General features: G+C 40.9%; 18 protein-coding genes. 9 read left to right on the forward strand and 9 right to left on the reverse strand.

Translation table 11 applies throughout. The features are described 5' to 3' along the window. Nucleotides 1-95: 95 nt before the first annotated feature. Both rlmD and DWW10_RS14640 read left to right on the forward strand, forming a co-directional pair. Nucleotides 96-1,526 (forward strand): 23S rRNA (uracil(1939)-C(5))-methyltransferase RlmD, encoded by a 1,431-nt coding sequence (gene rlmD, locus DWW10_RS14635; RefSeq protein ID WP_118421625.1) that lies wholly within the window; start codon nt 96-98, stop codon nt 1,524-1,526. Nucleotides 1,527-1,565: 39 nt separating this feature from the next. Then, nucleotides 1,566-2,477: an RluA family pseudouridine synthase gene (locus DWW10_RS14640; RefSeq protein ID WP_022391362.1), complete on the forward strand. Its 912-nt coding sequence runs from the start codon at nt 1,566-1,568 to the stop codon at nt 2,475-2,477. Between the two features lie 67 nt (nt 2,478-2,544). Here DWW10_RS14640 and DWW10_RS14645 read toward each other — a convergent pair whose 3' ends face one another. Genes DWW10_RS14645 through araJ form a run of 3 tightly spaced genes read right to left on the reverse strand, consistent with a single transcriptional unit; the run spans nt 2,545 to nt 4,585 of the window. Then, nucleotides 2,545-2,952 carry a hypothetical protein gene (locus DWW10_RS14645; protein WP_022391363.1) on the reverse strand — a complete coding sequence of 136 codons (408 nt, stop codon included), beginning with the start codon at nt 2,950-2,952 and terminating at the stop codon, nt 2,545-2,547. Between the two features lie 13 nt (nt 2,953-2,965). After that, nucleotides 2,966-3,385: a hypothetical protein gene (locus DWW10_RS14650; RefSeq protein WP_022391364.1), complete on the reverse strand. Its 420-nt coding sequence runs from the start codon at nt 3,383-3,385 to the stop codon at nt 2,966-2,968. 57 nt (nt 3,386-3,442) lie between these two features. Next, entirely contained in the window at nt 3,443-4,585 is a 1,143-nt protein-coding gene (araJ, locus tag DWW10_RS14655) for an MFS transporter AraJ (RefSeq protein ID WP_022391365.1), read from the reverse strand. A 120-nt stretch (nt 4,586-4,705) separates the two neighbouring features. Here araJ and DWW10_RS14660 point away from each other — a divergent pair, with 120 nt between their 5' ends. Next, on the forward strand, nt 4,706-5,245 hold the full coding sequence (locus DWW10_RS14660) for a glutathione peroxidase (protein WP_022391366.1): 540 nt from the start codon (nt 4,706-4,708) through the stop codon (nt 5,243-5,245). Between the two features lie 474 nt (nt 5,246-5,719). After that, entirely contained in the window at nt 5,720-6,838 is a 1,119-nt protein-coding gene (locus tag DWW10_RS14665) for an OmpA family protein (RefSeq protein ID WP_022391368.1), read from the forward strand. A 101-nt stretch (nt 6,839-6,939) separates the two neighbouring features. On the opposite strand, the gene DWW10_RS14670 is transcribed toward DWW10_RS14665, so the two are convergent. Continuing rightward, nucleotides 6,940-10,050, reverse strand: a complete 3,111-nt coding sequence (locus tag DWW10_RS14670; RefSeq protein ID WP_259320492.1) for an ATP-binding protein — start codon at nt 10,048-10,050, stop codon at nt 6,940-6,942. 221 nt (nt 10,051-10,271) lie between these two features. Here DWW10_RS14670 and DWW10_RS14675 point away from each other — a divergent pair, with 221 nt between their 5' ends. The 5 genes from DWW10_RS14675 to xpt all read left to right on the forward strand — a co-directional run bounded on the left by DWW10_RS14675 (nt 10,272) and on the right by xpt (nt 17,852). Next, nucleotides 10,272-11,489 (forward strand): exonuclease SbcCD subunit D, encoded by a 1,218-nt coding sequence (locus DWW10_RS14675; RefSeq protein ID WP_118421623.1) that lies wholly within the window; start codon nt 10,272-10,274, stop codon nt 11,487-11,489. Between the two features lie 23 nt (nt 11,490-11,512). Beyond that, nucleotides 11,513-14,935 carry an AAA family ATPase gene (locus tag DWW10_RS14680; RefSeq protein ID WP_118421622.1) on the forward strand — a complete coding sequence of 1,141 codons (3,423 nt, stop codon included), beginning with the start codon at nt 11,513-11,515 and terminating at the stop codon, nt 14,933-14,935. A gap of 118 nt (nt 14,936-15,053) precedes the next feature. Further along, entirely contained in the window at nt 15,054-15,908 is an 855-nt protein-coding gene (gene map, locus DWW10_RS14685) for a type I methionyl aminopeptidase (protein ID WP_118421621.1), read from the forward strand. 2 nt (nt 15,909-15,910) lie between these two features. Further along, complete coding sequence (locus tag DWW10_RS14690; RefSeq protein WP_118421620.1) at nt 15,911-17,260, forward strand: DNA recombination protein RmuC; 1,350 nt, start codon at nt 15,911-15,913, stop codon at nt 17,258-17,260. Nucleotides 17,261-17,285: 25 nt separating this feature from the next. Next, nucleotides 17,286-17,852: a xanthine phosphoribosyltransferase gene (gene xpt, locus DWW10_RS14695; protein ID WP_118421619.1), complete on the forward strand. Its 567-nt coding sequence runs from the start codon at nt 17,286-17,288 to the stop codon at nt 17,850-17,852. Between the two features lie 158 nt (nt 17,853-18,010). Here xpt and DWW10_RS14700 read toward each other — a convergent pair whose 3' ends face one another. From DWW10_RS14700 to lepA, 5 genes are all read right to left on the reverse strand, one after another. Next, a complete protein-coding gene (locus DWW10_RS14700; RefSeq protein ID WP_118421618.1) occupies nt 18,011-19,702 on the reverse strand; it encodes a M56 family metallopeptidase in 1,692 nt (563 codons plus the stop codon). Between the two features lie 32 nt (nt 19,703-19,734). After that, a complete protein-coding gene (locus DWW10_RS14705) occupies nt 19,735-20,103 on the reverse strand; it encodes a BlaI/MecI/CopY family transcriptional regulator (RefSeq protein WP_118421617.1) in 369 nt (122 codons plus the stop codon). Between the two features lie 343 nt (nt 20,104-20,446). Continuing rightward, nucleotides 20,447-21,766, reverse strand: coding sequence for a Na+/H+ antiporter NhaA (gene nhaA, locus DWW10_RS14710; RefSeq protein ID WP_118487103.1), 1,320 nt, complete (start codon nt 21,764-21,766; stop codon nt 20,447-20,449). A 53-nt stretch (nt 21,767-21,819) separates the two neighbouring features. Beyond that, nucleotides 21,820-22,995: a cation:proton antiporter family protein gene (locus DWW10_RS14715; protein ID WP_118421615.1), complete on the reverse strand. Its 1,176-nt coding sequence runs from the start codon at nt 22,993-22,995 to the stop codon at nt 21,820-21,822. A 104-nt stretch (nt 22,996-23,099) separates the two neighbouring features. Continuing rightward, nucleotides 23,100-24,881 (reverse strand): translation elongation factor 4, encoded by a 1,782-nt coding sequence (gene lepA / locus DWW10_RS14720; protein WP_118421614.1) that lies wholly within the window; start codon nt 24,879-24,881, stop codon nt 23,100-23,102. Between the last annotated feature and the right edge of the window lie 157 nt (nt 24,882-25,038).

Here is a 25,038-nt window from a genome sequence, read left to right on the forward strand (position 1 = left end):
ATTTCGACATTGCAATCTTTAATATTTCACTTCATAGAGAGAATTCCCGAAAAAATGTCTATTTTTGCAGAATAATTTATTAGACTGGTGTAAAAGTGGCAAGAAATAGAAAAGAACTTCCCCTACTGGAGAAAGTGACAATAACGGATGTGGCTGCCGAAGGAAAAGCCATCGCAAAGGTCAATGATTTGGTTATTTTCGTACCTTATGTCGTTCCCGGAGATGTAGTAGACCTGCAAATTAAGAGAAAAAAGCATCATTATGCTGAAGCCGTAGCAGTGAAGTTCCACGAATATTCTCGTGAAAGAGCCGTCCCATTTTGCCAACATTATGGGGTATGTGGTGGTTGCAAATGGCAAGTTCTCCCTTATTCCGAACAGATCAAATACAAGCAAAAACAAGTAACTGACAACCTTACCCGCATCGGAAAAATTGAACTTCCGGAGATTTCCCCGATTCTCGGTTCTGAGAAAACACAGTTCTATAGAAATAAACTGGAGTACACTTTTTCTAACAAACGCTGGTTGACGGAAGAAGAGATCAAACAGAATGTGGTATATGATCAAATGAATGCTGTAGGTTTCCACATCCCCAATGCTTTTGATAAAGTACTGGCGATAGAGAAATGCTGGTTACAGGATGACATATCCAACCGTATCCGGAATGCTGTACGCGATTATGCTTACGAGCATGATTATTCATTCATCAATCTGCGCACTCAGGAAGGGATGTTGCGCAATATGATTATCCGTACCTCCACTACCGGGGAACTTATGGTGATTCTCGTTGCAAAAATAGAGGAAGAAGAAAAAGAACTGCAACTGTTCAAACAACTCCTGCAATATGTTGCTGATACATTTCCCGAAATTACTTCTCTTCTATACATTATTAATAATAAGCGCAACGATACTATTACCGACCTGGATGTATATACTTTCAAAGGTAAAGATCACATCTTTGAAGAAATGGAAGGATTACGTTTTAAAATAGGTCCTAAATCGTTCTATCAAACCAATTCCGAACAAGCATACAACCTTTATAAGATAGCGCGCAATTTTGCGGGATTAACCGGAAAAGAACTGGTATACGACCTTTATACAGGTACAGGAACCATTGCTAACTTTGTCTCCAAGCAAGCCCGCCAGGTTATCGGTATCGAATATGTACCCGAAGCTATTGAAGATGCAAAAGTAAATGCAGAAATCAACGGTATCGAGAACACCTTATTCTTTGCCGGTGATATGAAAGATATGCTAACACAGGATTTCATCAACCAATACGGTCGACCGGATGTTATTATCACCGATCCTCCTCGAGCCGGTATGCATCAGGATGTAGTAGACGTTATCTTATTTGCCGAACCGAAACGTATTGTATATGTAAGTTGTAATCCAGCCACACAGGCACGCGATCTGCAACTACTTGATGTAAAATACAAAGTAAAAGCCGTACAGCCGGTAGATATGTTCCCACATACTCACCACGTAGAAAACGTAGTGCTTCTGGAATTAAAAAATGAAGACTGAGAATTAATCACTAATCACTAACCATTAATCACTATCAACGTGGCAAGAGGAAAAATAGTAGCACGGGCCCGCACTCAATATACGGACTACACAGTAAATGAACCAATGGAACTTATGGAGTTTCTGGCAGCCAAGATGCCGGACGCCAGTCGCACCAAACTAAAATCATTACTCAGCAAACGAGTGGTGTTTGTAGACAGTGTGATAACTACTCAATACAATTTTCCGCTAAAACCGGGCATGAAAGTACAGATTAGCCGTGATAAAGGTAAAAAGGAGTTTCATAACAACTTGCTGAAGATTGTATATGAAGATGCATATATCATAGTGGTGGAAAAGATGCAAGGTTTACTGTCAGTCAGCAGTGAACGCCAGAAGGAACGTACAGCCTATCATATTCTAAATGAATATGTGCAACGCTCCAACGGACGCGGTAGCAACGTTTATATTGTCCACCGCCTCGATCGTGATACTTCCGGATTAATGATGTTTGCAAAAGATGAAAAAACACAGCGCACGCTGCGTGATAATTGGCATGAGATTGTAACCGACCGCCGCTATATAGCTGTAGTTGCGGGAGAGATGGAGAAGAATGCCGGTTGTATAATATCCTGGCTAACGGATCGCACCCTTTATGTATATTCCAGTCCGACAGATGACGGAGGACAAAAGTCAATTACACATTATCGCACCATTAAGCGTGCCAATGGTTATTCTCTTGTGGAACTAAACCTTGAAACCGGACGTAAAAACCAAATCCGGGTACACATGCAAGACTTAGGACATCCTATTGTTGGAGACGGGCGTTACGGACTCGAAGAGGTAAATCCTATCGGACGCCTGGCGCTACATGCCTTCAAATTGTGCTTCTATCACCCGGTTACAGGAGAACTGATGCAGTTTGAAACTCCTTATCCGAATGATTTTAAAAAGTTGTTTCTGAAGAAATAAGAAAGCATATAATAAAATAGGCCGCTTTTATAAAGTGGCCTATTTTATTATATATTTTCTAATCTTTTTATTCCATTCCCAGTATAAAATTAAATCCCCGAGAATCACTCGTCAAGAAGAATGTACCTCTCAACTGATTTCCTGTTACTCTAACATCATCCATATAAGATACACCTGCCCTACCATAATCTAATATTAGATTATTATTGTAATCATCCTCCCACAGCCATTTAAAACGAAAATTATCATAAGGAGCTCCATCAGATGAATAGTACTGGTATTCTTCACCAAATCCATCTCCCCAAAAAGTAAATGTACTGAAAATAGGTTCACCATTCTCAGCATACATACCTACATCTCCTGTCCATGCCCGTCCTATGATTACTGACTCTATACTATACTGATCATCATCTTCGCATGATGTCAGGCTCAGGGCAAACACCCATACAAATATAAAATATAGATATTTTTTCATCTCGCTTATTTATTTAGTTTTTCGTATAATTGGAGTCTGTCATCATCAGCACCTTTCCGTCCAGCTTACCGCTAAGGTAATGATCACGTACCCATACATTCTCAAAGTACTTTACTTTTCCATCTGAAAAAGTGAGTCTTAAAGCTTCCTTGCTATCATCTGTCCAACGCCAGGAGAATTCTCTGTCGACAGTAGTTTTCCCACCGGTATCATAGGTGGTTGTAAGTTCCTGCCCTTTATTATTATCTTTAAAGAATCTGAGTTGATAAGTACATGTTAAACCCTCATCCGTCTCATATTCATCTATCCAGGTTCTGTCACATAGCTTTTTGTCACTATTCTCCATCGTGTAATATACATCATCCCCGCAAGACAATAAACCAACAGCAAAGACGCATAGCAATAATATTTTTACGCAATTCAAAGTTTTCATAATTATCAAGTTTAGTTAATACCTGTGGACAAAAATACGAAAAGATATCGAAATGTTTTAATATTTCGCCTGATATTTCTTATAGAAGGTCAGAAACAGAATAAAACCGACCATGGCGAAAGGAACTCCTGCCAGTGCCGGATAACGATAACCGCCACTGATAGCAAGCCCACCAACATACGCACCGATTGCATTTCCCAAGTTAAATGCCACTTGCACACAAGCCGCTCCCAGCATCTCTCCACCTTTTGCCACACGGATAATCAACACTTGTTCCGGACTGGAAACCGCGAACAAACCGGCAGTACAAAGGCACATCAATAATGCTGATAACCACGGATAAGGAGACAAGAAGAATATCAATAACAGTACGACACAAATCATAGCCTGCACAGTAGTACCTACTTTTCCGGGAGTATACCGGTCAGAAAGACGCCCACTCACCAGATTACCCACCACCATACCAAAACCGGCCAATACCATCAATCCGGTAATGCTTTCGGCACTGAAACCGGATACATTCGTCAATAACGGGTTAATATAACTGTACCAACAAAAAACTCCGCCATTGCCCAGTGCCGTTGCCCCTAAAATGAGCCAGGGAGCCGGGGTTTTAAGAAAACGGAACTGTCCTTTGAAACCAGTATCCTTCAGCCCTTCCACATGGGGTACCCAACGCCAGATATAATAAAGGATAATCACTCCCCAACAACCCACCAGCAAGAATGTTACCCGCCATGAGATAGCATTACTCAATGATGTTCCCAATGGAACTCCAAAAAGATTGGCTATAGTCATTCCGGCAATCATGATAGACACGGCCTCAGAACCCTTACCCTTATCAGCCAATTTTTCGGCAACAATAGAAGCTACACCGAAATAAGCCCCATGAGGAAGTCCGGAAATAAAACGAGCCAGTAATAATACCCAATAATTAGGCGCCATTGCTGCACAGATATTCCCTACCATTATCAGAGTCACCAACGCCAACAAAATATGTTTCAGTGGATGTTTACGGGCCAAGATCAGAGTGGGTGCCCCGACACATACTCCCAAAGCATATGCAGAAATAAAATGCCCTGCCACAGGAATACTAACGCCCAAATCTTTAGCCACATCGGGCAGAATACCCATCATGACAAACTCGGCAATCCCTAATCCCAAGGTACCGAACGCTAATGCAATAAGACTCTTCTTCATACCTATTTTACCTACAAAAAACTAATCTTTTTACCGGGGTGCAAAGGTAGTGTTTTTTTTATTCCAATAATAAACTATTCATGTCTTCATTTTGTTTTTATATATAAACAGAACAGTAATATGAAAACAATTATTATAAGTCTATTTATGGCAATAACAGCAATAGCTGCCCATGCACAGCAGAAAAGTTTTTATGACTTCACAGTCAAGACGATTGATGGAGAAGATTTATCACTTTCCACCTTTAAGGGAAAGAAAGTACTGGTAGTTAACGTAGCATCCAAATGTGGCTTCACTCAGCAATATGCCAAGCTTGAAGAGCTATATAAAAAATACGGAAAAGACAATTTTGTAATAATAGGCTTTCCTGCCAATAATTTCCTGAGCCAAGAGCCAGGCAGTAATGAGGAAATCAAAGAATTCTGCACATTGAACTACGGAGTTACCTTCCCAATGATGGCAAAAATCTCTGTTAAAGGGAAAGACATTGCTCCTCTTTATAAATGGCTTACCGAAAAAAGCGAAAACGGTGTGGAAAATGCAAAAGTTGGCTGGAATTTCCATAAATTCCTGATAGATGAGAATGGAAAGTGGATAGCCTCCTATGGCTCGGCAACTGATCCGCTATCGGAGAAGATAACAGAATGGATTGAGAAATAGAACATAACAAGCCCCGAAATTTATCATTAGTTTCGGGGTTTATTATATCTTTCATTTTCGGAATCCGGAGAAAAAGTTATCTATCCAACGAACCAGATAGACTATAATAACTCCAGCTATGACCATTGCAATGATACGACCTAACATATTCTTGTAGCTTTAAATATTTTAGTAGGCAAAGATAGCTAAGATATATAAAACAGCATAGACTATTACGTAAAAATCATGTTTGCAACAGGGCTACACCCTTTCACCCGAATGGTGTAGCCTTGAGCACAAAAGGGTGTAGCCATCCGGAATAAAGGGTGTAGCCATCCCAGACAACTGATTATGAGTAAATTATACGCCATCCAACAGAATTCTTTCTTATGAGCATTACGGCGCAAACAAAATCCTTTATTTTTTGTTATATAGTATAAATCTAACAAATAATAGTTAATTTCGCGAACTCAAAAAATTTAAAAACAAACGAATATGAAATCAAAAAGAAGTTTTATGCTCATGGCTCTATGCCTAAGCACTTTAGCCGGATTGGCACAAAATACTCAATCTTCCGGGCAAGTCACAGAAGAAAGTAAAACAACATTCAAACCTCATTGGTATATGCAGGTACAGGCAGGTGCTGCAGAAACTGTTGGTGAGGCCAGTTTTAAAGACTTGATCTCTCCTGCAGCAGCTCTTTCTGTCGGATACAAGTTTACTCCTCTATGGGGAATACGTGCCGGTGCAAGTGGCTGGCAAGCAAAAGGTAAATGGGCGGCACTTGACGATTCCTATAAATTCAACTATCTGCAAGGAAACGTAGATGCCACACTTGACCTGAGCAACCTGTTCTGCCACTATAATTCAAAACGTTTCTTCAACGCTTATATGTTCGTGGGAGTAGGTCTTGCCGGTGGATTCAACAATGACGATGCTGTTGCACTGGACGCAGCAGGTTACCGCATGCAATATCTCTGGAGCGGCAAAAAAGTTTTTGTAGCCGGTCGTGGAGGATTGGGTACAAATTTGCGTCTGAGTAACCATGTATCTTTCAATCTTGAAGTGAATGCCAATGTCGTATCGGATAAATTCAACTCCAAGAAGGCTGACAATGCCGACTGGCAGCTTAATGCATTGGCCGGTTTTACATTCAAGTTCGGAAAGAGTGGCAAAAAGGCAAAACCTGTCGTTGCTTATACTCCGGAGGTCGTGGAAACAGTAGTAGAAGTTCAGCAAGAGACGAAACCAGTTTATGTTCCTGCACCAGTAGAGGAGAAAAAAGAGGAAGTGAAACCTTTGACTGAAAATATCTTCTTCAATATAAATTCTTCTGTTATACGTTCTTCTGAAGAAAGTAAAATAGCTGATCTGGTTGCATTCCTGCAAAAGAATGCAGATGTAAAAGTCTCTATTTGCGGATATGCAGACGCCGGAACCGGTACAACAGCCATTAACCTACGACTTTCCAAAGAACGTGCTTTAGCTGTTGAGAAGGCTTTGAAAGCAAAAGGTATCGCTGCCGACAGAATCATGGTAGACTTTAAGGGAGACAAGGTTCAACCTTTCTCTAACAATAATGAAAATCGTGTAGCAATTTGTATTACTGAATAGTAATCAGATAAGGTCTGATATAAAAGAAATAGAGCTGTACTGTATAATCCTGCCTTTAGGATACAGTACAGCTCTTTTTTATGCTCAATTTCGAGATAAGCCTACATGAAGATCAACTGCTTCTTAAGCAAATCTACAATATCACTCTGCAATTTCTGTGCATTGATAGGTTTAGAAGTGTACGCATCGAAACCACTATTCAGGATGCGTTCCTCATCTTCTGCATAGACATAAGCCGTTACTGCCATGATAGGAATTGTCGGCGATATTTCACGTATGATCTGTGTAGCCTCGTAGCCCGTTTTTTTAGGCATATTGATATCCATCAATATCAAATGAGGATTGTATTTCTTAAATAATTCTACCGCCTCTTCCCCATCCCAAGCATGAAGAATATTATATTTACGTTTCAGAATAGATTCAAATAACAAGAAATTGCTTTCATTATCTTCAGCTATTAAAACGGTGAGCTTCTCTACTTTACTCAACCGATGTTCTTTCTGTTCTCTCGTCGACTTGAGTTCCACAGAATGATAAGGAAGAGTAAACCAGAAAGTAGAACCCTTGCCAGGTTCCGATTCAACGCCTACGCTACCGCCCAAATTCTCGACAACACTCTGGCAGATAGACAGTCCCAATCCTGTACCTTGAGAAAAAGAATCGAGTTTCACAAAACGACCAAAAACAGTATCTTTCTTATCCTCTTCAATTCCACATCCCGTATCCGTAACATAAAAATAAAGGAAATCAGTATCCTTCAGTCGATAACCGAAAGTGATGCTTCCACTATAAGTAAACTTCATAGCATTATTAAGCATATTCGTCATAACCTGTGTCAGCCTGTTCCTCTCGATATTTACAGTACAGTCCGGCATTTCCGGTATATATCGGATGGGGACAGCTTCATTCTTCTGACGAAGTTGGGCAGATTCTTCTATCTCCTTAAACAATGCATTCAGATCTAAATCGGAAAATACAAATTCCAGTGTTCCGGACTCAATCTTAGAAAGTTCTAAAATATCTCCGACCAGTTGTAGCAATAGCGTATTATTATTCTCAATAATATTGATATATTCTTCTTTTTCTTCCGGCTCTTCCGCATCTGCCAAAATACTGGAGAAGCCGACAATAGCATTGAGTGGAGTACGTATTTCATGACTCATATTGGCCAGAAAAGCAGACTTCAGACGATTTGATTCTTCAGCTTTCTCTTTTGCCGTAATCAGATCTTCTTCCATTTTCTTTCGTCCGGTTATCACGAGAGAAGAACCTACCAAAGTTATCGGATTACCTTTTTCATCCCTCTTATCCACAGTGGCCTGAGCCTCAACCCATTCATAACGCGATATTCCATTCTTACGAACTATCACGCGATATTCTTCTCTGATCTTAGAAACATTACCTTCCGTCAACTCCTTATAAGCCCTCTTTACCCGCTCTCTGTCTTCCTTGCAAATTTTGGCAAAATATTGATAATCGGGTACGGAAAGTTGTTCCTCGTTCATCATGCTATCATCATGGCTAAGCTCTACCGGACGGTTTACGTCACAAAGCATAGTACCTTTCTCCAAATCCCATTTCCAGGGAACGATATTAGCCACGTCCAGCGACATTGATAATTTATGATTAGCAGATCGTAACATCTGTTGTGTCTCGGCTAACTCGGTATTATCCACACAGAATACATCAATGTATCCCTTATGCTTAGAGGGAGTCAGAATTACATTGAAGTAATTGCCTATATTTTCGTAATAGTATTGGTATGAAAGCTCCTTCTGAGTAGAGTTGACCATACTATAGAGGTGACACATCCTTTCAAAGCCTTTCGGATCTGCTTCACTCCCTCTTTTACCAATCACCTCCCCCATAGACTTGAAATATTTTTCGAAACGGGGATTTGCTTCCACTGTGATGTAGTCTACAATCTTTCCGGCAGAATCATAAACCAGCTGTTGCTTCAAATAAACGATGGGCATATTCTCAAACAAACTGTGATAGCTGGTCATCAGCTTTATCTGTTCGGCTTGCTTTCTTCTGCTCTTATACAACCACCACAACCACATCCACATAAATAAAATCAGAATTGTGGTAATTCCCAAAATGACACTATATTTGTGTTGCTCCCAGAAAGAAGGAGGCATCATATAAAAAACAGAATTGGGAGGGCACAACTTAGGTGATAATCCGGCTTCTGTAAGATCGTAATAGTTGAACATAGGAGCGGGAGTCCCACAATTCACCATATGAACACCTTTCACGTTATTATCAGCTAAAACGCCGGCAGTTATTTCTGTAATGTTCCTTCCGATTGTCTTCTCATCCAAAAAGTAACCACCTATCATACCATTCCGTTGCAATCCGGTATTGTCTAATGAAAAAATAGGTGAAGAAGAATAATAGCTGAGGATTCTGGAAATATTATTGGTCAATACAGCATTCCCTTTTTGAGCATTTTCCTGATACCATGAGCAAAAGAGAACACCACTATTCTCCTCTGCATGGGCCAGTGAATCAGCCAATTCATCGGTAGTCATTTCACCGGCAACATAATCTTTTATTTCAAGCTCCGGAAAGTCTTTATTCACAATCTCTTTTAAATCCGAGCGAAATTGGGCACTTATGTAACGGGCATCTGACAAGAAAATAAGTTCATCCATTTCAGGCATCAGATTCTGCATCAACAAAACAGTTTCTTTAAGATAGGCAGGCACATGAAACACGGTCAGCGACAGATTGCCTTGATAATCTGTCAAAGGTGTTCTCTCTTCCGCCGCAATGGCTCGCCTGTGCAAGTAGGCCTCTTGTGGACCTACATAATCCGTTTCGGTGCAGAGAATAACGGGAACATCTTTCCATTGCTTTTCTATACTCTCTTTCAGCAAGCCCCAGGAGGCACTACCCAAGAGGAGCAAGAGTTTCGGAGGATTGTCTGCATATTTTCCAAAGAGGTTTTCTTTGTATTCTGATAAATCTTCCGCATTTTGCAGATGCATAAATTGCCCACCCATGTGTTCCACATCCACTACATAAGGAGAGTTTTTATGTTGATAAGAATTATAAATGGGGATAATAAAATCGTTACTCCAACGGGAAGATCCACTGTATGCATTGAGAATCAATATCCTATCTTCATTTCCGGGTTTAAATGCTGAGGAGACTTCGCCAAATACATTAACAGCATTCGAAAGAAAAACAACTAATATAATAAACACTCTGATTATTATTTGCAAATATTTCATCGAAATTACAGTTTAGTCTACAAGTGTATCCATTCTTTACCACACAAGGAACAAAAGGCCTACATCATAGAGAAATTAGATTGCAAAACTAATTAAAAATCAGAGAATTCCCAGTTTTTAGTAAAGAGATTTTTAAAGAGAATTGCGTATCTTCCATATTCTACGTACTTTTGAGAGCAGAAAACAGTAAAATCATGAAAATACTTCATACCAGCGACTGGCATCTGGGACATACACTATACAACTATGACCGCAGTCGCGAGCAACAAGCATTCCTAAAGCAACTAATCCGCATTGTGGCAGAAGAAATGCCGGATGCAATGGTCGTCAGCGGAGACATCTACCACTACTCCACCCCATCGGCAAGTACACAGAAGATGTACACAGACGGTATGCTCGAAATTCACAGGGCATGCCCCGAAATGACGATTGTAGTAACTGCCGGAAACCACGACAGCAGTTCGAAATTAGAGATAGACAGTAGCCTGTGGAACCATTTCGGTGTAAAGGTAGTAGGAAACATAGAACGAAACCAGGAAGAAGTAAACCTGGAAAAACATATCGTGGAAGTGAGAAACGACAGAGGAATACTAAAAGGATATATTATCGCCGTACCTCACGTCTATCCGCAAAACTTCCCGATACTGGACACAGAAACACCTCGAGAAGAACGGCAGGCACGCTTTTTCCAGGCATTGCAGGACGAAGTAGAAAAAATGAATGCAGAAAGACTGCCTGTTGTATTGATGGCACACCTTTCCATAGAAGGCAGCGACCAAACCGGGCATGACGATACCATAGGCGGAATAGAATATGTCCCTATCAGTGCAATGGGCGAAGGATACGATTATCTGGCACTCGGTCATATCCATTGCCCACAGAACATTAAAGGAAGCAGGCATTGTGCACGGTATTGTGGCACTCCCCTGCCTGTCAGCTTCGACGAGGCTTATCCACATTCTGTTTCCATTGTTGAAATACAAGGAGAAAAAGCGCCTCAGATCAAAACAATTGAAATAGAGAATCCGATGCCGCTCATCACACTACCCAAGGAAGCTGTAGATTTTGAAGAAGCTATAAAACTGCTGGAGGAATACCCGGATGACAAACCGGCTTATATCCGCTTGAATGTTCTGATAAAAGACTATCTGGCGCCCGACTGCAACGAACGTGCATCGAACGCGGTAAAAGGGAAGAACTGCAAATTCTGCTATATCAAGCCCAATCGGGAGAAGTATACTTCAGATGATGAAACCAAGCATATCTCTATTCAGGAAATGCAGGAAATGTCCCCATTGGAAATAGCAAAACTTTATTTTAAGGAAGCAGAAGGAGAAGAAATGGATGAGGAACTCTGCGAACTGATGAATAGTGTAGTACAAAAGGTAAAAGAGAAAAGCATTCTGCATTAATTCCCTATAATCTGTAGTGAATCATGAAACTTCAAAAACTGACTATAAAAAATCTGGCATCCATAGAAGATGCTGTGATTGACTTTGAAAATGGACCACTGAGCGAAGAATCCCTGTTTCTGATTTGTGGGGAGACGGGTGCCGGCAAAACAACATTACTCGATGCCATTTGTCTGGCACTCTACAATGAAACGCCACGCATGGAACGGGCAGAAAACGAAAAGTACAGGGACATAGGGCAAACTTTTTCTTCTAAGAAAGAGGATGTGGCAATAAACGACAGCCGTCAATTGATGCGCAGAAATACCAACGAGGCGTGGACGGAACTGGAGTTCACCGGTTCAAACGAGATACCTTATACTGCCAAGTGGTACGTAGCCCGTGCACACCGAAAAGCATCGGGTGCCATTCAAGATGCAAAGTGGACATTAGAGAACCGGAAAACGAATCTCCAAATCACTAAGAAAAATGAGATAAAAGCCGAAATACAAGCAGCCGTAGGGTTAAGTTTTGAGCAATTCTGCCGTACTACTCTCCTGGCACAGGGAGATTTTACCAAATTTCTTCAGAGTAAGGAGAGTGAAAAGTCGGATATCCTGGAGAAACTGACAGGTACCGGAATCTATTCTGAAATAGGTGCAAAGATTTACGCCATCACCAAAGAGAAACGCATAGAATATGAGAATCAGAACCAAAAACTGGAAGGTATCCATGTGCTGACCAATGAAGAGATAAACAAAATCTCCGAAACTACAACTACACTAAATGCTGATATCAATGGAAATACCGTACAAAAGAATACAGCAGTACTGAAACGTGACTGGCTGAAGCGGTTTGCTGAACTGATCCTCACTCAAGAAAACCAACAAAAGAACTGGGAAAGGAAAAAGGAACAATTGCAATCGGATGACTTCCTGCAAAAAGAACTATTGATAAAAGACTGGAATAATACTGCAGATGCCCGTAACTGGTTATTTTCTCTCAAACAGCAACAACAGCAACAGGAAAAAGACAGAGAGCAAACTGAGAAGTTGAAAAAGAGTTTCATCTACCTCAGTAGTGGTTGTTCATGGTTGAAGGAAAATCTGAAAGAATTGCAAGCAAAACTAATACTTGCCGAAGAGTATCTGCAAACTCACGCCCCGCTCCTACCTATGTTCGAGCAAAGTCAATCCATCGTTACAGACCTGAATGCTGTGCTTTCTGCTCACTCACGCATCGCTGCCTACGAAAAACAAATAGCAGAATTGTCCCGGCAGCAGCCTGTCCGGGAACAGGAACGCACGAATAAAGAAAATGATTTCAATCGGAAAAATGAAGAAAATCAGATTAAGCAGCAAGAGATAAACTTATTGAATGCCCGGCTTGAATCCATGAATCAAAATGTCCTACAGGAAAAGAAGAATGTATTGGAAACGGCTAAGGAAAAGTTGCTAAAAGCTCAAAATACCCTGATACTATTAGGAGAGAAAAAGGCAGCCCTGAACATAGCAGAAGAAAGCCTGAAATCTCTGGAAATAAAGCTGCAAACCAGCAAAAAACAACACGAAGAACTGGGAAACAGGTTCGACACTAAAAAGAAAGCCTACGATGAGATCAAAATGCTCTACGACAAACAAAAAGAAGCTGTGGAAGAGTGGGCACAAGAAGCCCGTGCCCGCCTTTCTGTAGGAGATATGTGTCCGGTATGTGGTCAAAAGATAGAATCACTCAGCAAGAATGAAGATTTTCAGTCTGTACTTGCCCCTATCCGGCAATCGCTGGAGACAAAAGAGAAAGAATACAAGGAAGCAGAACAAACTTTGAATAGTAACCGGACGGAGACCAAAACCTATGAGGATATGATAGCAGGGAGTCGTCTGGCAGCAGATAAAGCCCGGAAAGGATATGAATTTATTCAAACTGAAACTGAAGAAACATGCCGTCAGTGTAATATTCTAATAATCTCAAATGATACCAGAGATATCCTGGAAAGACAAATTCAAGAAAACAAACAGCACCTTGAAGACATCAATGCCAGGTTGAACGAAGTACAAATCCTCTCCAACAATATCTCCCGATTGCAGTACTTAAAAGATGAACATCAGAAAGTGGTGGAGGTCGCCCGAAATGCTTTCGATACTGCTGACAAGAATCTGACGAAACTAAAAAATGATATCACTAATAAACATTCGCTAACCGAAAGTGAAAAGGATATCATTCGCACCACACTGGAACGTGTCAGCCCACTTATTCTTTGGGAAGGATGGCAAACAGAATGGAGTGCTGCTCCTACCTCATTTATCGAACGCTTACAAAAGTCTACAGTACATTATAAACTGGCACAGAACAGGCAATCGGAATTAAAAGCAACCATTTCCCTCATAGAGAAAGAGCTGGATAGTGTATCAGCAACGCAGGATCTGATCTACACAGCATTTCCCGAATGGAAAAACCTGCCAACAGAGGAAAGAATGGAAATCAAAAATCTAGGAATGGCATGGAATACCCTGAACTCTGAAGTCAGCGGATTGAAACAAAACATCTCATCTGTCCGAAAAAACATCAACGAGCTGCAAGCCAACCTTACAGCATTCTATACTATACATCCGGATATGAACGAAGCACGCCTCATTGCTCTTTCCTCCTACTCTAGCGAGCAAATAGAAAACTTGCGTACCGGTCAACAAAGGCTTAAAGAAGAAGAAGTAGCCGCACAAACCGCTTTCAAGCTAACAACCGGGCAACTGGAAGAACACCAAAGCAAGAAACCGAGAATGGAAGAGGAAGAAAACCTTGAAAGTCTGGACAGCCTTATCATAGCTTTAGATGAGAAAATTGCAGTAAGCAATCAGGCCCTCATACGGCTGAAAATCCAATTGGAAGAAAACACTAAGAACATCGCCCGGATAAAGGACGAGAAGAAACGTGCGGACGAATTGCGGGAAGTGTACTTGAAATGGGACCGTCTTTGCCATCACTTTGGTGACGAGAAAGGAAAGAATTTCCGAAACATCGCACAAAGTTTTGTACTGAAAGAACTGCTCAATGGAGCAAATTTCTACCTGCAACATCTCACCAAGCGCTACGAATTGGAATGCCAGGCTGGTTCACTCACTATCTTGCTGCGCGATTTTTATCAGGGAGGCACGCCACGCCCAGCCTGCACCCTGTCCGGTGGAGAGAGCTTTCTGGTATCTTTATCACTCGCCTTAGGACTCTCTGCCCTCAGCCGCCACAGCCTGTCAGTAGATACCCTGTTTATCGATGAAGGATTTGGAACACTGAGCAGCGATTATCTGAATACAGTGATGGATACTTTGGAAAAGCTACACCAGATGGGTGGCAAGAAAGTAGGCATCATCAGTCATGTAGAAGGGCTGCGCGAACGGATCAAAACCCAAATTCAGGTAAAGCGAATCGATAATTCGAGAAGTGAGATTAAAATTTCGAATTATAAATTATGAACTATAAATTATGAATGGTTGTGCAATCATCCGCACGGCAATTCATAATTTATAATTTAAAATTCATAATTACTATATTATTACCTATTTTTGTAGCAACTATTAATAGAAGAAGACAATGAAAAAGTTCATAAAAGGAGTCCGGTTTACTCCTAAAAATTATTCCGACGAAGTAGAAGAGAAAATTCAGCACTATAAAAAGGAAGGCTACAAATTACCGTCACGCCATTTATTGCGTACTGAGGAGCAATTGGCAGGTATTCGCGAAAGTGCAAAAATCAATACTGCATTGTTGGATTATATCTCGGCAAATATCCGTGAAGGGATGTCGACAGCAGAAATAGATCATATGGTATATGAATTTACAACAGATCATGATGCCATTCCGGCCCCTTTCATGTACGAAGGTTTCCCTAAAAGTGTATGTACAAGCATCAATGATGTCGTATGCCATGGTATACCGAGTACCAAAGAGTTTCTGCGTAACGGAGATATTGTGAACGTGGATGTTTCGACTATTTATAAGGGATATTTCTCGGACGCTTCACGCATGTACATGATTGGAGAAGTGAAACCGGAACTGCAACGCCTGGTACAAGTTGCAAAGGAATGTCGTAACATAGGCGTACAGACAGCACAACCTTGGGCACGCCTCGGAGATGTAGGCGCAGCCATTCAGGAGCATGCCGAGAAAAACGGATATAGTGTAGTACGCGATTTGTGCGGACACGGTGTAGGAATTAAGTTCCATGAAGAACCGGACGTAGAACACTTTGGCAAGCGCGGTACAGGAATGCTTATCGTTCCGGGAATGACTTTCACCATCGAACCGATGATAAATATGGGAACTTATGAAGTCTTCATTGATGAAGCCGACGGATGGACAGTCTGCACTGACGACGGGCTCCCCTCAGCACAGTGGGAAAGCATGATTTTGATTACTGAGAATGGCAACGAAATATTGACTGAATAAGCATGGATATTGTTTTCCTGATTATCGGACTCATCGTAGGTGCCGGCATAGGTTACTTAATAGCCGGTCGAAAAAGTGCTGCCCTATCCGCACAACTGCAAGCCACCCGCGAACGCGAGGAGTTACTGAATCGTACGGTAGAAGAACGGATTGCACGTGAAAAAGCCATAACAGCCGAACGGCTGGCAGAGCAGGAAAAATCTTTCAACCTGAGATTGGCAGAACAACAGAAACAATGGGAAGAGCGCCTAAAATTGCAAGTAGAAGAAGCGGAAGCCTTACACAAACGTATGAGCACAGAGTTCGAAAATCTCTCCAATCGGATTTTCAAGAGTAAGGCAGAGGATTTTACTAAGCTAAATTCAGAACATCTCAGCAATTTGCTCCGTCCCTTGGGAGAAAACCTGAAAGACTTCCGGGAAAAGGTGGAACAAGTGTATGACAAAGAGTCTAAACAACGTTTTTCTTTGGAAGAACGCATCAAGGATCTGGTGGAATTAAACAATCGTATCAGTGAAGATGCCAACAACCTGACCCGTGCCTTGAAAGGCGACTCCAAGATACAGGGTAACTGGGGGGAAATGATACTGGAACGCCTGTTGCAGGCCTCCGGGTTGATAGAAGGTGAACACTACTTCCGTCAGGAATTCCTAAAAAACGAGCAAGGTGAAATGCTGACCAATGAAGAAAGTGGTCAGAAAATGCAGCCGGATATTATCGTTAGGTATCCGGACGACCGGGAAATGATTATTGACTCTAAAGTGTCTCTAACTGCCTATGCTGCTTATAATTCGGCCGAAAATAAAGATGAAGAAACACGCTGGCTAAAGGCACATCTGCAATCGGTGCGGGCTCACGTCGATGAACTCAGTCAGAAGGATTATTCACATTATGACGCTAAAGCGCCGGACTTTGTAATGATGTTTATCCCTACTGAAGCAGCCTATCTGACAGCCATTAAAGCGGATACTAATTTATGGGAGTATGCTTATAAAAAGAAGGTGGTATTAATGAGCCCGACCAACCTGATCAGTGCACTCCGCCTCTCTCTCGACCTCTGGAAACGGGAGAATCAAGTAAAAAATGTGCAGGATATTATCAAACGAGGAACGTTGCTTTACGAAAAGATTGCCGGATTTACAGATACTTTCCTGCGTATCGGCGACAGTCTGAACGGAATGCAGAGAGATTATGACAAGGCGTACAACCAGCTCTCTGATGGCAACGGTAGTGTGGTAAGGCAAGCTGAACTTCTGCGTAACATGAGTCTTACTCCTAAAAAACGGATATCAGCAAGGCTGCTGCCTCAGGAAGAAGAATCAGAAGAAGAGGAAACCGAACCAATGAAATAGACATTCAAAATAAGATATATAAAACATGAAAATACTGAAAGACCGTATCCTGAAGGATGGGAAATGCTACCCGGGAGGCATACTGAAAGTAGACAATTTCATCAATCACCAAATGGACCCTATTTTGATGAAATCTATCGGTGTGGAGTTTGTCAGACGCTTTGCCTCTACCCCAATCAACAAAATTATCACAGTAGAGGCCAGTGGCATTGCTCCTGCCATCATGGTAGGTTATCTATTGGAACTACCCGTAGTTTTCGCCAAAAAGAAAAGGCCCAGTACCATGGAAAATATGTTGGTGACCTCTGTTTATTCTTTCACCAAACAACGCTCGTATGATGTATGTGTCAGTGAAGATTTTCTTCGTCCGGGCGACCGGGTACTCTTTATAGACGATTTCTTGGCTAATGGAAATGCAGCCAAAGGCATTATGGAACTTGTGAAACAGGCCGGTGCCGAACTGGTAGGTATGGGCTTCATTATAGAAAAGGCTTTTCAACATGGAGGAGATGAACTGCGTGAGCAAGGTATACATGTTGAATCCCTGGCGATTATTGAAAGTCTGGATAATTGTGAAATTAAGATCAGATAAGGTACTCTCTTTCAATATCAAAAACGTATCAAGTCCGTGTCAAGTCCATACCTGCTCCGTATCTGGTCCGAATAAAAGGGACTTTATACGGAGCAAGTACGGACTTGGTACGGACCGGACACGGACCAGACACTATAATTCCATTATCAAGTAGTATATTACTTATTATACAAGTTCTTCCGGATCACTTCTTTCACATCCTTTACTATCCCCATAGAAACATCTTTATTAAGCTTAAGACTAACTGCTATACTTTCATAATTAGTATTCGCTTTATAATCTTTCAACATCAATTCCAACTCTTGAAAAGAAGGGTTTGTAATAACCAAACTTTTACCACCTCCTTGCGGATACACAGATATTTCTATAGGTAAAATCTGATCTGAGACCGTCTTATATTTCGAACTGTAAATTTTAGGTTCTCCAAAAGATACGAATATAGGAAGCAAACTATCTAAACGAGCTTCGGAAACTCCGCCCAATTCTCCGGAAATCTCTCCACGAACCTGCAAATAAGCCTCTTTTATGGTTCGTAAATAAGAAGTGATAGCAGTAGATGATGAGCCACGGTCGTACTTTACAAGTAGCACAAACAATTGGTCTTCATCTTGCTTTACAGCTTTCTGGTATGAATTTCTCAATAAATTGGTAAGTCGAATTGACAATGTTTCTACATCATATTCCTTAATCAATTCCTGATCCAGCATCATCTTATTATTCATGTTCACAAAAAAGTTGCAAGTCCGCATCGGCTTCTCAGGCCTGTACTCCTTCTTTCCACCCATAGCGTCGTTTGCTTTACGCGTGAAGAAAGCTTCCAATTGTTGCAGTTCACCCTCTTGGACTGAATCTTGTTTCACACTCACAGGGTTGTTTATCACCTGTTCCACTGTTTTCTTAACTTCCGGCCGTGCAAAAGCATAAAGCGTTCCGGCGGCTACGGGCACAAAAAGCAATAGCTTCAAACGTGCCCAATTGTTTGTTCTTCTTTTTAACATCATAGTGATACGATTTTTAAGTTTGCTGTGATTGAATCCGCAAGCCATAGAGTAGAGCCTTGTACCTACGGATTTTTTCACTAACAAGAGTTGATATTCTGTTGCATCGATGCCATTATTAATAACGCCATTATCGGCTTCGTACTCATGTACTTCACGAAGTTCACGCATCAGGAGCCATGCGGCAGGATTGAACCAATGGAGTATCATGATACATTCCATCCAAAGTAAATCCCATGTATGCCTATGTTGCAGGTGCATTTGTTCATGTAACAATATTTCTCCGGGATTCCGTTCATAATCTTCTTGTGACAGAACAATCGTATTCCCCCAACTGAAAGAAACGATCTTCTCAGGACAGATAATCAATTTATATTTCCCATAATTACAGGCGGGGTAACTATGAATGAGACGGCGCATACGGATAGTAGAAAACAAAAGAAAGGTAAGTACAACCAAAGCTCCAATAAAATAGCAACCGCCTAACAGTAGAATCACAGGGATAGCCTGAATCACATTTGCATGATTTTCTTCTGTATCATCTCCTTTCCCTGCCATAAAAAGGTTTTCTTCTCCGGACAAATGTTTTTCACCAACGCCCCTTTCTCTTTCAATATTCACTTCTTTTTCAGTCAACAAATGCCTTACAGTAGTTATCGGCAACTGCAAAGTGGTATACTGAGGAACATCTATTTGCAATAATGGGAGTAGTGTACATACCACTGTTCCCATCAACAGTAAAAAACGGTTCGTACGAAACAGCGTATCTTTCCTGAAAAACAATCTGAACAGAAAATACAGAATTGTCAGGCATAAGGTAGACTCAAATATATAAAACAAGATAGTTCCCATGATATTTTTATTTACTGGGTATAATACTATTTCTATCTGTTAGACTTTTTACTTTCTATTTCTGCAATCAATGCCTTCAACTCATCTACAGACATGCCTTCTTCTTCAATAAATGTAGACACGACATTGGTATAGGAGTTATTATAGTATTGAACCACCACATCGTTCAGTGCAGAGCGTTTATATTCCTTATCGGAAATAGCCGCATAATACTGATACGTATTACCATAAGCCCTATATTTCACAAATCCTTTTTCCTCTAGCCCTCTCACCAAGGTAGATACGGTATTATAATGTGGTTTAGGCTCTTCATAAAAGGCCAGCAATTCACGAACAAACATCGGACCATGCTTCCAGAACATTTGCATGATCTCTTCTTCTTTAGCAGTTAATCGTTTCATAATCTTTTCAAGTTTACTTGGGTGAACGATGCAAAGATAGAAATTAGTTTTGGACAAACAACTACTATATACAGTTATTCAACTAACATAAGCAGTAGTTTAACGAATATTATTAGTAGATAATCAAGATACATTATTATATATAGAAAAAGGAAGGAAGATATAAGGGCAAGGATTGCTTGCTTTTGAAAAGGAATCAAATACATTCAGCCATGAATGTAAGTTCATTGTAAGAAACAAAGTGTTTCATGATTTGGAACGAAAAGTTTCATCGCTCGGAACTAATGGTTTCAAACAATGAAACTTCTTTTGCAATACGAAGAGATAAGTTTCGTGCCCTTATTTATGCTTTCTTTTTCTTCGGTAATACCTGATTCAATACTACATATCCCAGTATTCCGGCAATAATTGTCCCACATAGTACACCAAATTTAGCTTGATTCAGCAATTCCGGATAATCACCGGAGAAAGAAAGATTAGCAATGAATAATGATACTGTAAATCCAATGCCACCCAGCAGCGATACTCCTGCAATATTCTTCCAGTTCATACCTTCGGGCATACGGGCAAGTCCGCTTTTGATAGTCAACCAAGTGAAAAGATAAATTCCCAGGAATTTACCCAAAAGAAGACCTAATCCGACAGCAAGCCCTACATTTCCTATAACTTCTCCACCACCGCCAAGAACCACTCCCGCATTAGCAAAAGCAAATAAAGGGAGAATAATAAAATTCACAACTCCATGCAGATTATCCTCCAAAGATTGTAAAGGGCTTATCACACGATCCGAAGCTCGCTCCACCTGCTTCAATGTAGCAATCTGTTCATTTGTCAATACGATATTATCAGACTGTACCATCGGAAAAGAACTGACGATAGCCCGGATGCGCCGTATATATTTACCTGCATCCAAACGCGGGCGGGCAGGTATAACAAATGCTAGTATTACACCGGATATTGTACTATGAATACCAGATTGCAAGAATAAATACCAAATAATAATACCGAAGAAAAGAAAGAATATCTTCTGCGTCATACCAAACTTTCCCATATAATATAAGAATGCATAAAGTATGGCGGCTATAATCAAATAACCGTAAGCAACTTCGGAACTATAAAAAATGGCAATCACCAAAATACCACCAATATCATCTACTACAGCAAAAGCAGTCAGGAAAATCTTCAGGCTTAATGGTACGCGTTTACCAAGTAAACTAAGCACTCCCAATGAAAAAGCAATGTCAGTAGCCATAGGAATAGCCATACCCTGCGTTTCAGGAGTACCGGGGGTTACTAAAAGAAAATAAACCATAACCGGAAGTATCATTCCCCCGCATGCTGCAATAAATGGTAGAATTGCTTTTCGGAAAGAAGACAATTCGCCAACCAATAGTTCACGTTTTATCTCTAATCCTACAGCCAGAAAGAAGATCGTCATCAAACAATCATTGATAAACTCGATCATCGTAAGATTATGACCGCCATGCGAAAGCAGATTAAAATCGCCTATACGCAAATGCAACTCCTGCGACAGGAAACTCTGATACACAGGAGCTAATGAAGAATTGGCAACAATAGCTGCCAGAATAGCCGTCAGGAATAATAAAATACTCGCCACTACATTCAGTGCCGAAAAGTTTTTCACAGTACGTAGAATAATCATATGTTCGATTTAAGTATTAGATTTCCAAAAGGATGTCCGGCGCTGTTAATGAGCTATTCCTGATAGCTCATTAACGCTAATTTTTTAACCCAGAGTACAAATATACCTGTTAATATTAAATTTAACACAATAGTAAGTACAGAAATTACTAATGCAGGACCACCCAGATTGTAACCCAATGCAATAAAAATAACTCCTGCCCCTACTTCACCACGAGTAAACATAGCAATGGAAAGTGCCAGACGTTCACTCAACTTACGATCACGATAGAAGAATACCGGAAATAACTTACCGACATTGGAAAGTAACGATACAATAACCACATGTACAATAATTAGTGCCCAAGGCATCATTTCCTGTGAACCTGTTATAGAGGCCAGCCCTATATCGCCGGGAAGGCTGATTCCCTGAAGCGGAGGCATACTCATACCTACCAGGAACATAAAGATAAATGAAATACCTGTCGAAGCTTTACGTTCCCAGGCCGTATCAATATCTTTATGCTTCATGACCATACCCAGAACGAATGCCGGAAGCAATACCTCAATATGAATGCTGGCATCTTCGCCATATAAGTTCTTGGTAATAAGATAAAGCGATTGAGTGGCGGCAAATACCAGAACGGAATAAAATAGAATGGCTTTCCAATCCTGTCGCATATTGTATTTACTCAGTTTCTTCCAACCGAAGGAAAGCAATAGAAAGACAATAAGGATAATAACCAGCAACTGCCAGCGCGGTCCGATCATCATTATTTGCAAAGGAATCATTAAAAGGATGGTATCCAAATCATCAAATATGGCCAGCACCTGAATCTTCTTGTAGATCCAGCTGGACTTCAGTCCAATAGCAGCCAACATAGTGAACAATATACCTGCAGAAGTAGGAGCTGCAAAACGACTCAGTAACAAGTTTTCTTTCCAAGCCTCCCAACTATTCCAGTATTCCGGTGGAAGTAAAACGAAAATATAATAAATAGCAATCAGAAACCAAGGCATGGCTGCTGTAGCCATTGCGACAAAATAATCTTTTGCGTATGTTTGCCATCGGGACTTGTCCACCTCGAATTCACGTCCCACATTAATCATAATGAAGCCCAGACAAATATACAACAACACATTAGATACAGTTTTCACCGTACCATAATCACTTCCTGACCATGCAGGCAGATACTGCGCTATAAAGAGACCTACCACCAGGAAGGCCGAAAACAATAGAACTTTTCTCATTTATTATTAGTTAGAAATTTCAAAACAAAGGGATTGTCAAGACAGTCCTACAGAAAGAGAACAATCCCCGGACTAATATGAATCAGCTTTTATGCTTTTTTATATTAATCTAATTTCAACACCGCAAGGAACGCTTTCTGCGGCACTTCAACATTACCAATCTGCTTCATACGCTTCTTTCCTTTTTTCTGCTTCTCCAGCAACTTTCTTTTACGACTGACGTCACCACCGTAACACTTTGCCGTCACATCTTTGCGCACCGCTTTAATCGTCTCACGAGAAATGATTTTAGCTCCAATAGCTGCCTGGATAGCAATGTCAAATTGCTGTCTCGGAATCAGGTCTTTCAGTTTCTCGCACATGCGGTGTCCCAAATCATACGCATTGTCGAAATGTGTCAGTGTCGAAAGAGCATCTACCGGTTCGCCGTTCAGCAAGATATCCAGTTTTATTAGCTTGGATGGGCGGAAACCGCTGGCATGATAATCAAAAGAGGCATATCCTTTCGAGATACTTTTTAGTTTATCATAAAAGTCAATAACAATTTCTCCCAAAGGCATATCATAATAGATTTCCACACGATTACCGGAAATATATTCCTGTTTTACCAGTTCACCGCGTTTGCCCAGACACAATGTCATGATAGGGCCGATATAATCTGTAGTTGTAATAACAGAAGCACGAATATAAGGCTCTTCAATACGATCTATCAAAGTAGGATCGGGCATGCTTCCAGGGTTATGCACCTCTGTCATATGACCTTGTTTATCGTAGATATTATAAGAAACGTTCGGTACAGTAGTTATCACGTTCATGTCAAATTCACGGTCAAGTCGCTCCTGTACAATTTCCATATGCAATAATCCAAGGAAACCACAACGGAATCCAAAGCCCAGCGCCAATGAGGATTCAGGCTGGAAGGTCAGGGATGCATCATTCAATTGCAGTTTCTCCAAAGAAGAGCGCAAATCCTCAAAGTCTTCCGCTTCAATAGGATATACACCGGCAAAAACCATCGGCTTCACTTCCTCAAAACCTGCAATGGCTTCTTTGCACGGACGGGCAATGTGAGTAATCGTATCTCCCACTTTTACCTCTTTAGAGGTTTTAATACCGGAAATAATGTATCCCACGTCACCTGTACGCAGTTCCTGACGTGCCACCATTTCCATCTTGAGCACACCGATCTCATCAGCATCATATTCTTTACCGGTATTGAAGAATTTCACCTTATCTCCCTTACGGATCACACCGTTTACAATCTTGAAGTAAGCGATAATACCACGGAAAGAATTGAATACAGAGTCAAAAATCAAAGCCTGCAACGGTGCTTCTTCATCACCTTCGGGGTGAGGAATACGCTCGATAACCGCAGCCAAAATTTCTTCTACCCCCATACCCGTCTTACCGGAAGCACGTATAATCTCACTACGCTTGCAGCCAAGCAACTCTACGATTTCATCCTCTACCTCTTCAGGCATGGCGCTCGCCATATCACACTTATTGATGACCGGAATAATTTCCAGATCATGCTCGATTGCCATATAAAGATTAGAGATTGTTTGTGCCTGTACACCTTGCGAGGCATCTACAATCAGCAATGCACCTTCACAAGCAGCAATAGAACGGGAAACTTCATACGAAAAGTCTACGTGTCCCGGAGTATCAATCAGATTCAGAATATACTTTTCACCTTTGTACATATACTCCATCTGAATAGCATGGCTCTTAATGGTGATACCCCTCTCCTTTTCCAGATCCATATCGTCCAGCATCTGTCCTCCGGTCACCTGTATAGTATTGGTAAATTCAAGCAGACGGTCAGCTAAAGTAGACTTACCATGATCAATGTGGGCAATAATGCAAAAGTTACGTATATTCTTCATCTTCTATAATTATCTATTAAATGCGGGCGCAAAGATAATGAAAAAGATGAGGTTTTGAAAGTGATTTATTCAATATCCGAAGTTGTAAATGTCTATATATCCTAAAACTATTCCATCATTCTACTGTTATGTATGGACAATAACCTAAACCACATAA

The sequence above is a fragment of the Bacteroides intestinalis genome, assembly GCF_003464595.1.
GTDB classification, from domain to species: Bacteria; Bacteroidota; Bacteroidia; order Bacteroidales; family Bacteroidaceae; genus Bacteroides; species Bacteroides intestinalis_A.

What these genes read in the sequence shown, in the direction of transcription:
- DWW10_RS14645 (WP_022391363.1), bottom strand. Translation starts at nt 2,952, where the DNA reads ATGAAAAAATATCTATATTTTATATTTGTATGGGTGTTTGCCCTGAGC.
- DWW10_RS14650 (WP_022391364.1), bottom strand. Translation starts at nt 3,385, where the DNA reads ATGAAAACTTTGAATTGCGTAAAAATATTATTGCTATGCGTCTTTGCT.
- araJ (WP_022391365.1), bottom strand. Translation starts at nt 4,585, where the DNA reads ATGAAGAAGAGTCTTATTGCATTAGCGTTCGGTACCTTGGGATTAGGG.
- DWW10_RS14660 (WP_022391366.1), top strand. Translation starts at nt 4,706, where the DNA reads ATGAAAACAATTATTATAAGTCTATTTATGGCAATAACAGCAATAGCT.
- DWW10_RS14665 (WP_022391368.1), top strand. Translation starts at nt 5,720, where the DNA reads ATGAAATCAAAAAGAAGTTTTATGCTCATGGCTCTATGCCTAAGCACT.
- DWW10_RS14675 (WP_118421623.1), top strand. Translation starts at nt 10,272, where the DNA reads ATGAAAATACTTCATACCAGCGACTGGCATCTGGGACATACACTATAC.
- DWW10_RS14680 (WP_118421622.1), top strand. Translation starts at nt 11,513, where the DNA reads ATGAAACTTCAAAAACTGACTATAAAAAATCTGGCATCCATAGAAGAT.
- map (WP_118421621.1), top strand. Translation starts at nt 15,054, where the DNA reads ATGAAAAAGTTCATAAAAGGAGTCCGGTTTACTCCTAAAAATTATTCC.
- DWW10_RS14690 (WP_118421620.1), top strand. Translation starts at nt 15,911, where the DNA reads ATGGATATTGTTTTCCTGATTATCGGACTCATCGTAGGTGCCGGCATA.
- xpt (WP_118421619.1), top strand. Translation starts at nt 17,286, where the DNA reads ATGAAAATACTGAAAGACCGTATCCTGAAGGATGGGAAATGCTACCCG.
- DWW10_RS14700 (WP_118421618.1), bottom strand. Translation starts at nt 19,702, where the DNA reads ATGGGAACTATCTTGTTTTATATATTTGAGTCTACCTTATGCCTGACA.
- DWW10_RS14705 (WP_118421617.1), bottom strand. Translation starts at nt 20,103, where the DNA reads ATGAAACGATTAACTGCTAAAGAAGAAGAGATCATGCAAATGTTCTGG.
- nhaA (WP_118487103.1), bottom strand. Translation starts at nt 21,766, where the DNA reads ATGATTATTCTACGTACTGTGAAAAACTTTTCGGCACTGAATGTAGTG.
- DWW10_RS14715 (WP_118421615.1), bottom strand. Translation starts at nt 22,995, where the DNA reads ATGAGAAAAGTTCTATTGTTTTCGGCCTTCCTGGTGGTAGGTCTCTTT.
- lepA (WP_118421614.1), bottom strand. Translation starts at nt 24,881, where the DNA reads ATGAAGAATATACGTAACTTTTGCATTATTGCCCACATTGATCATGGT.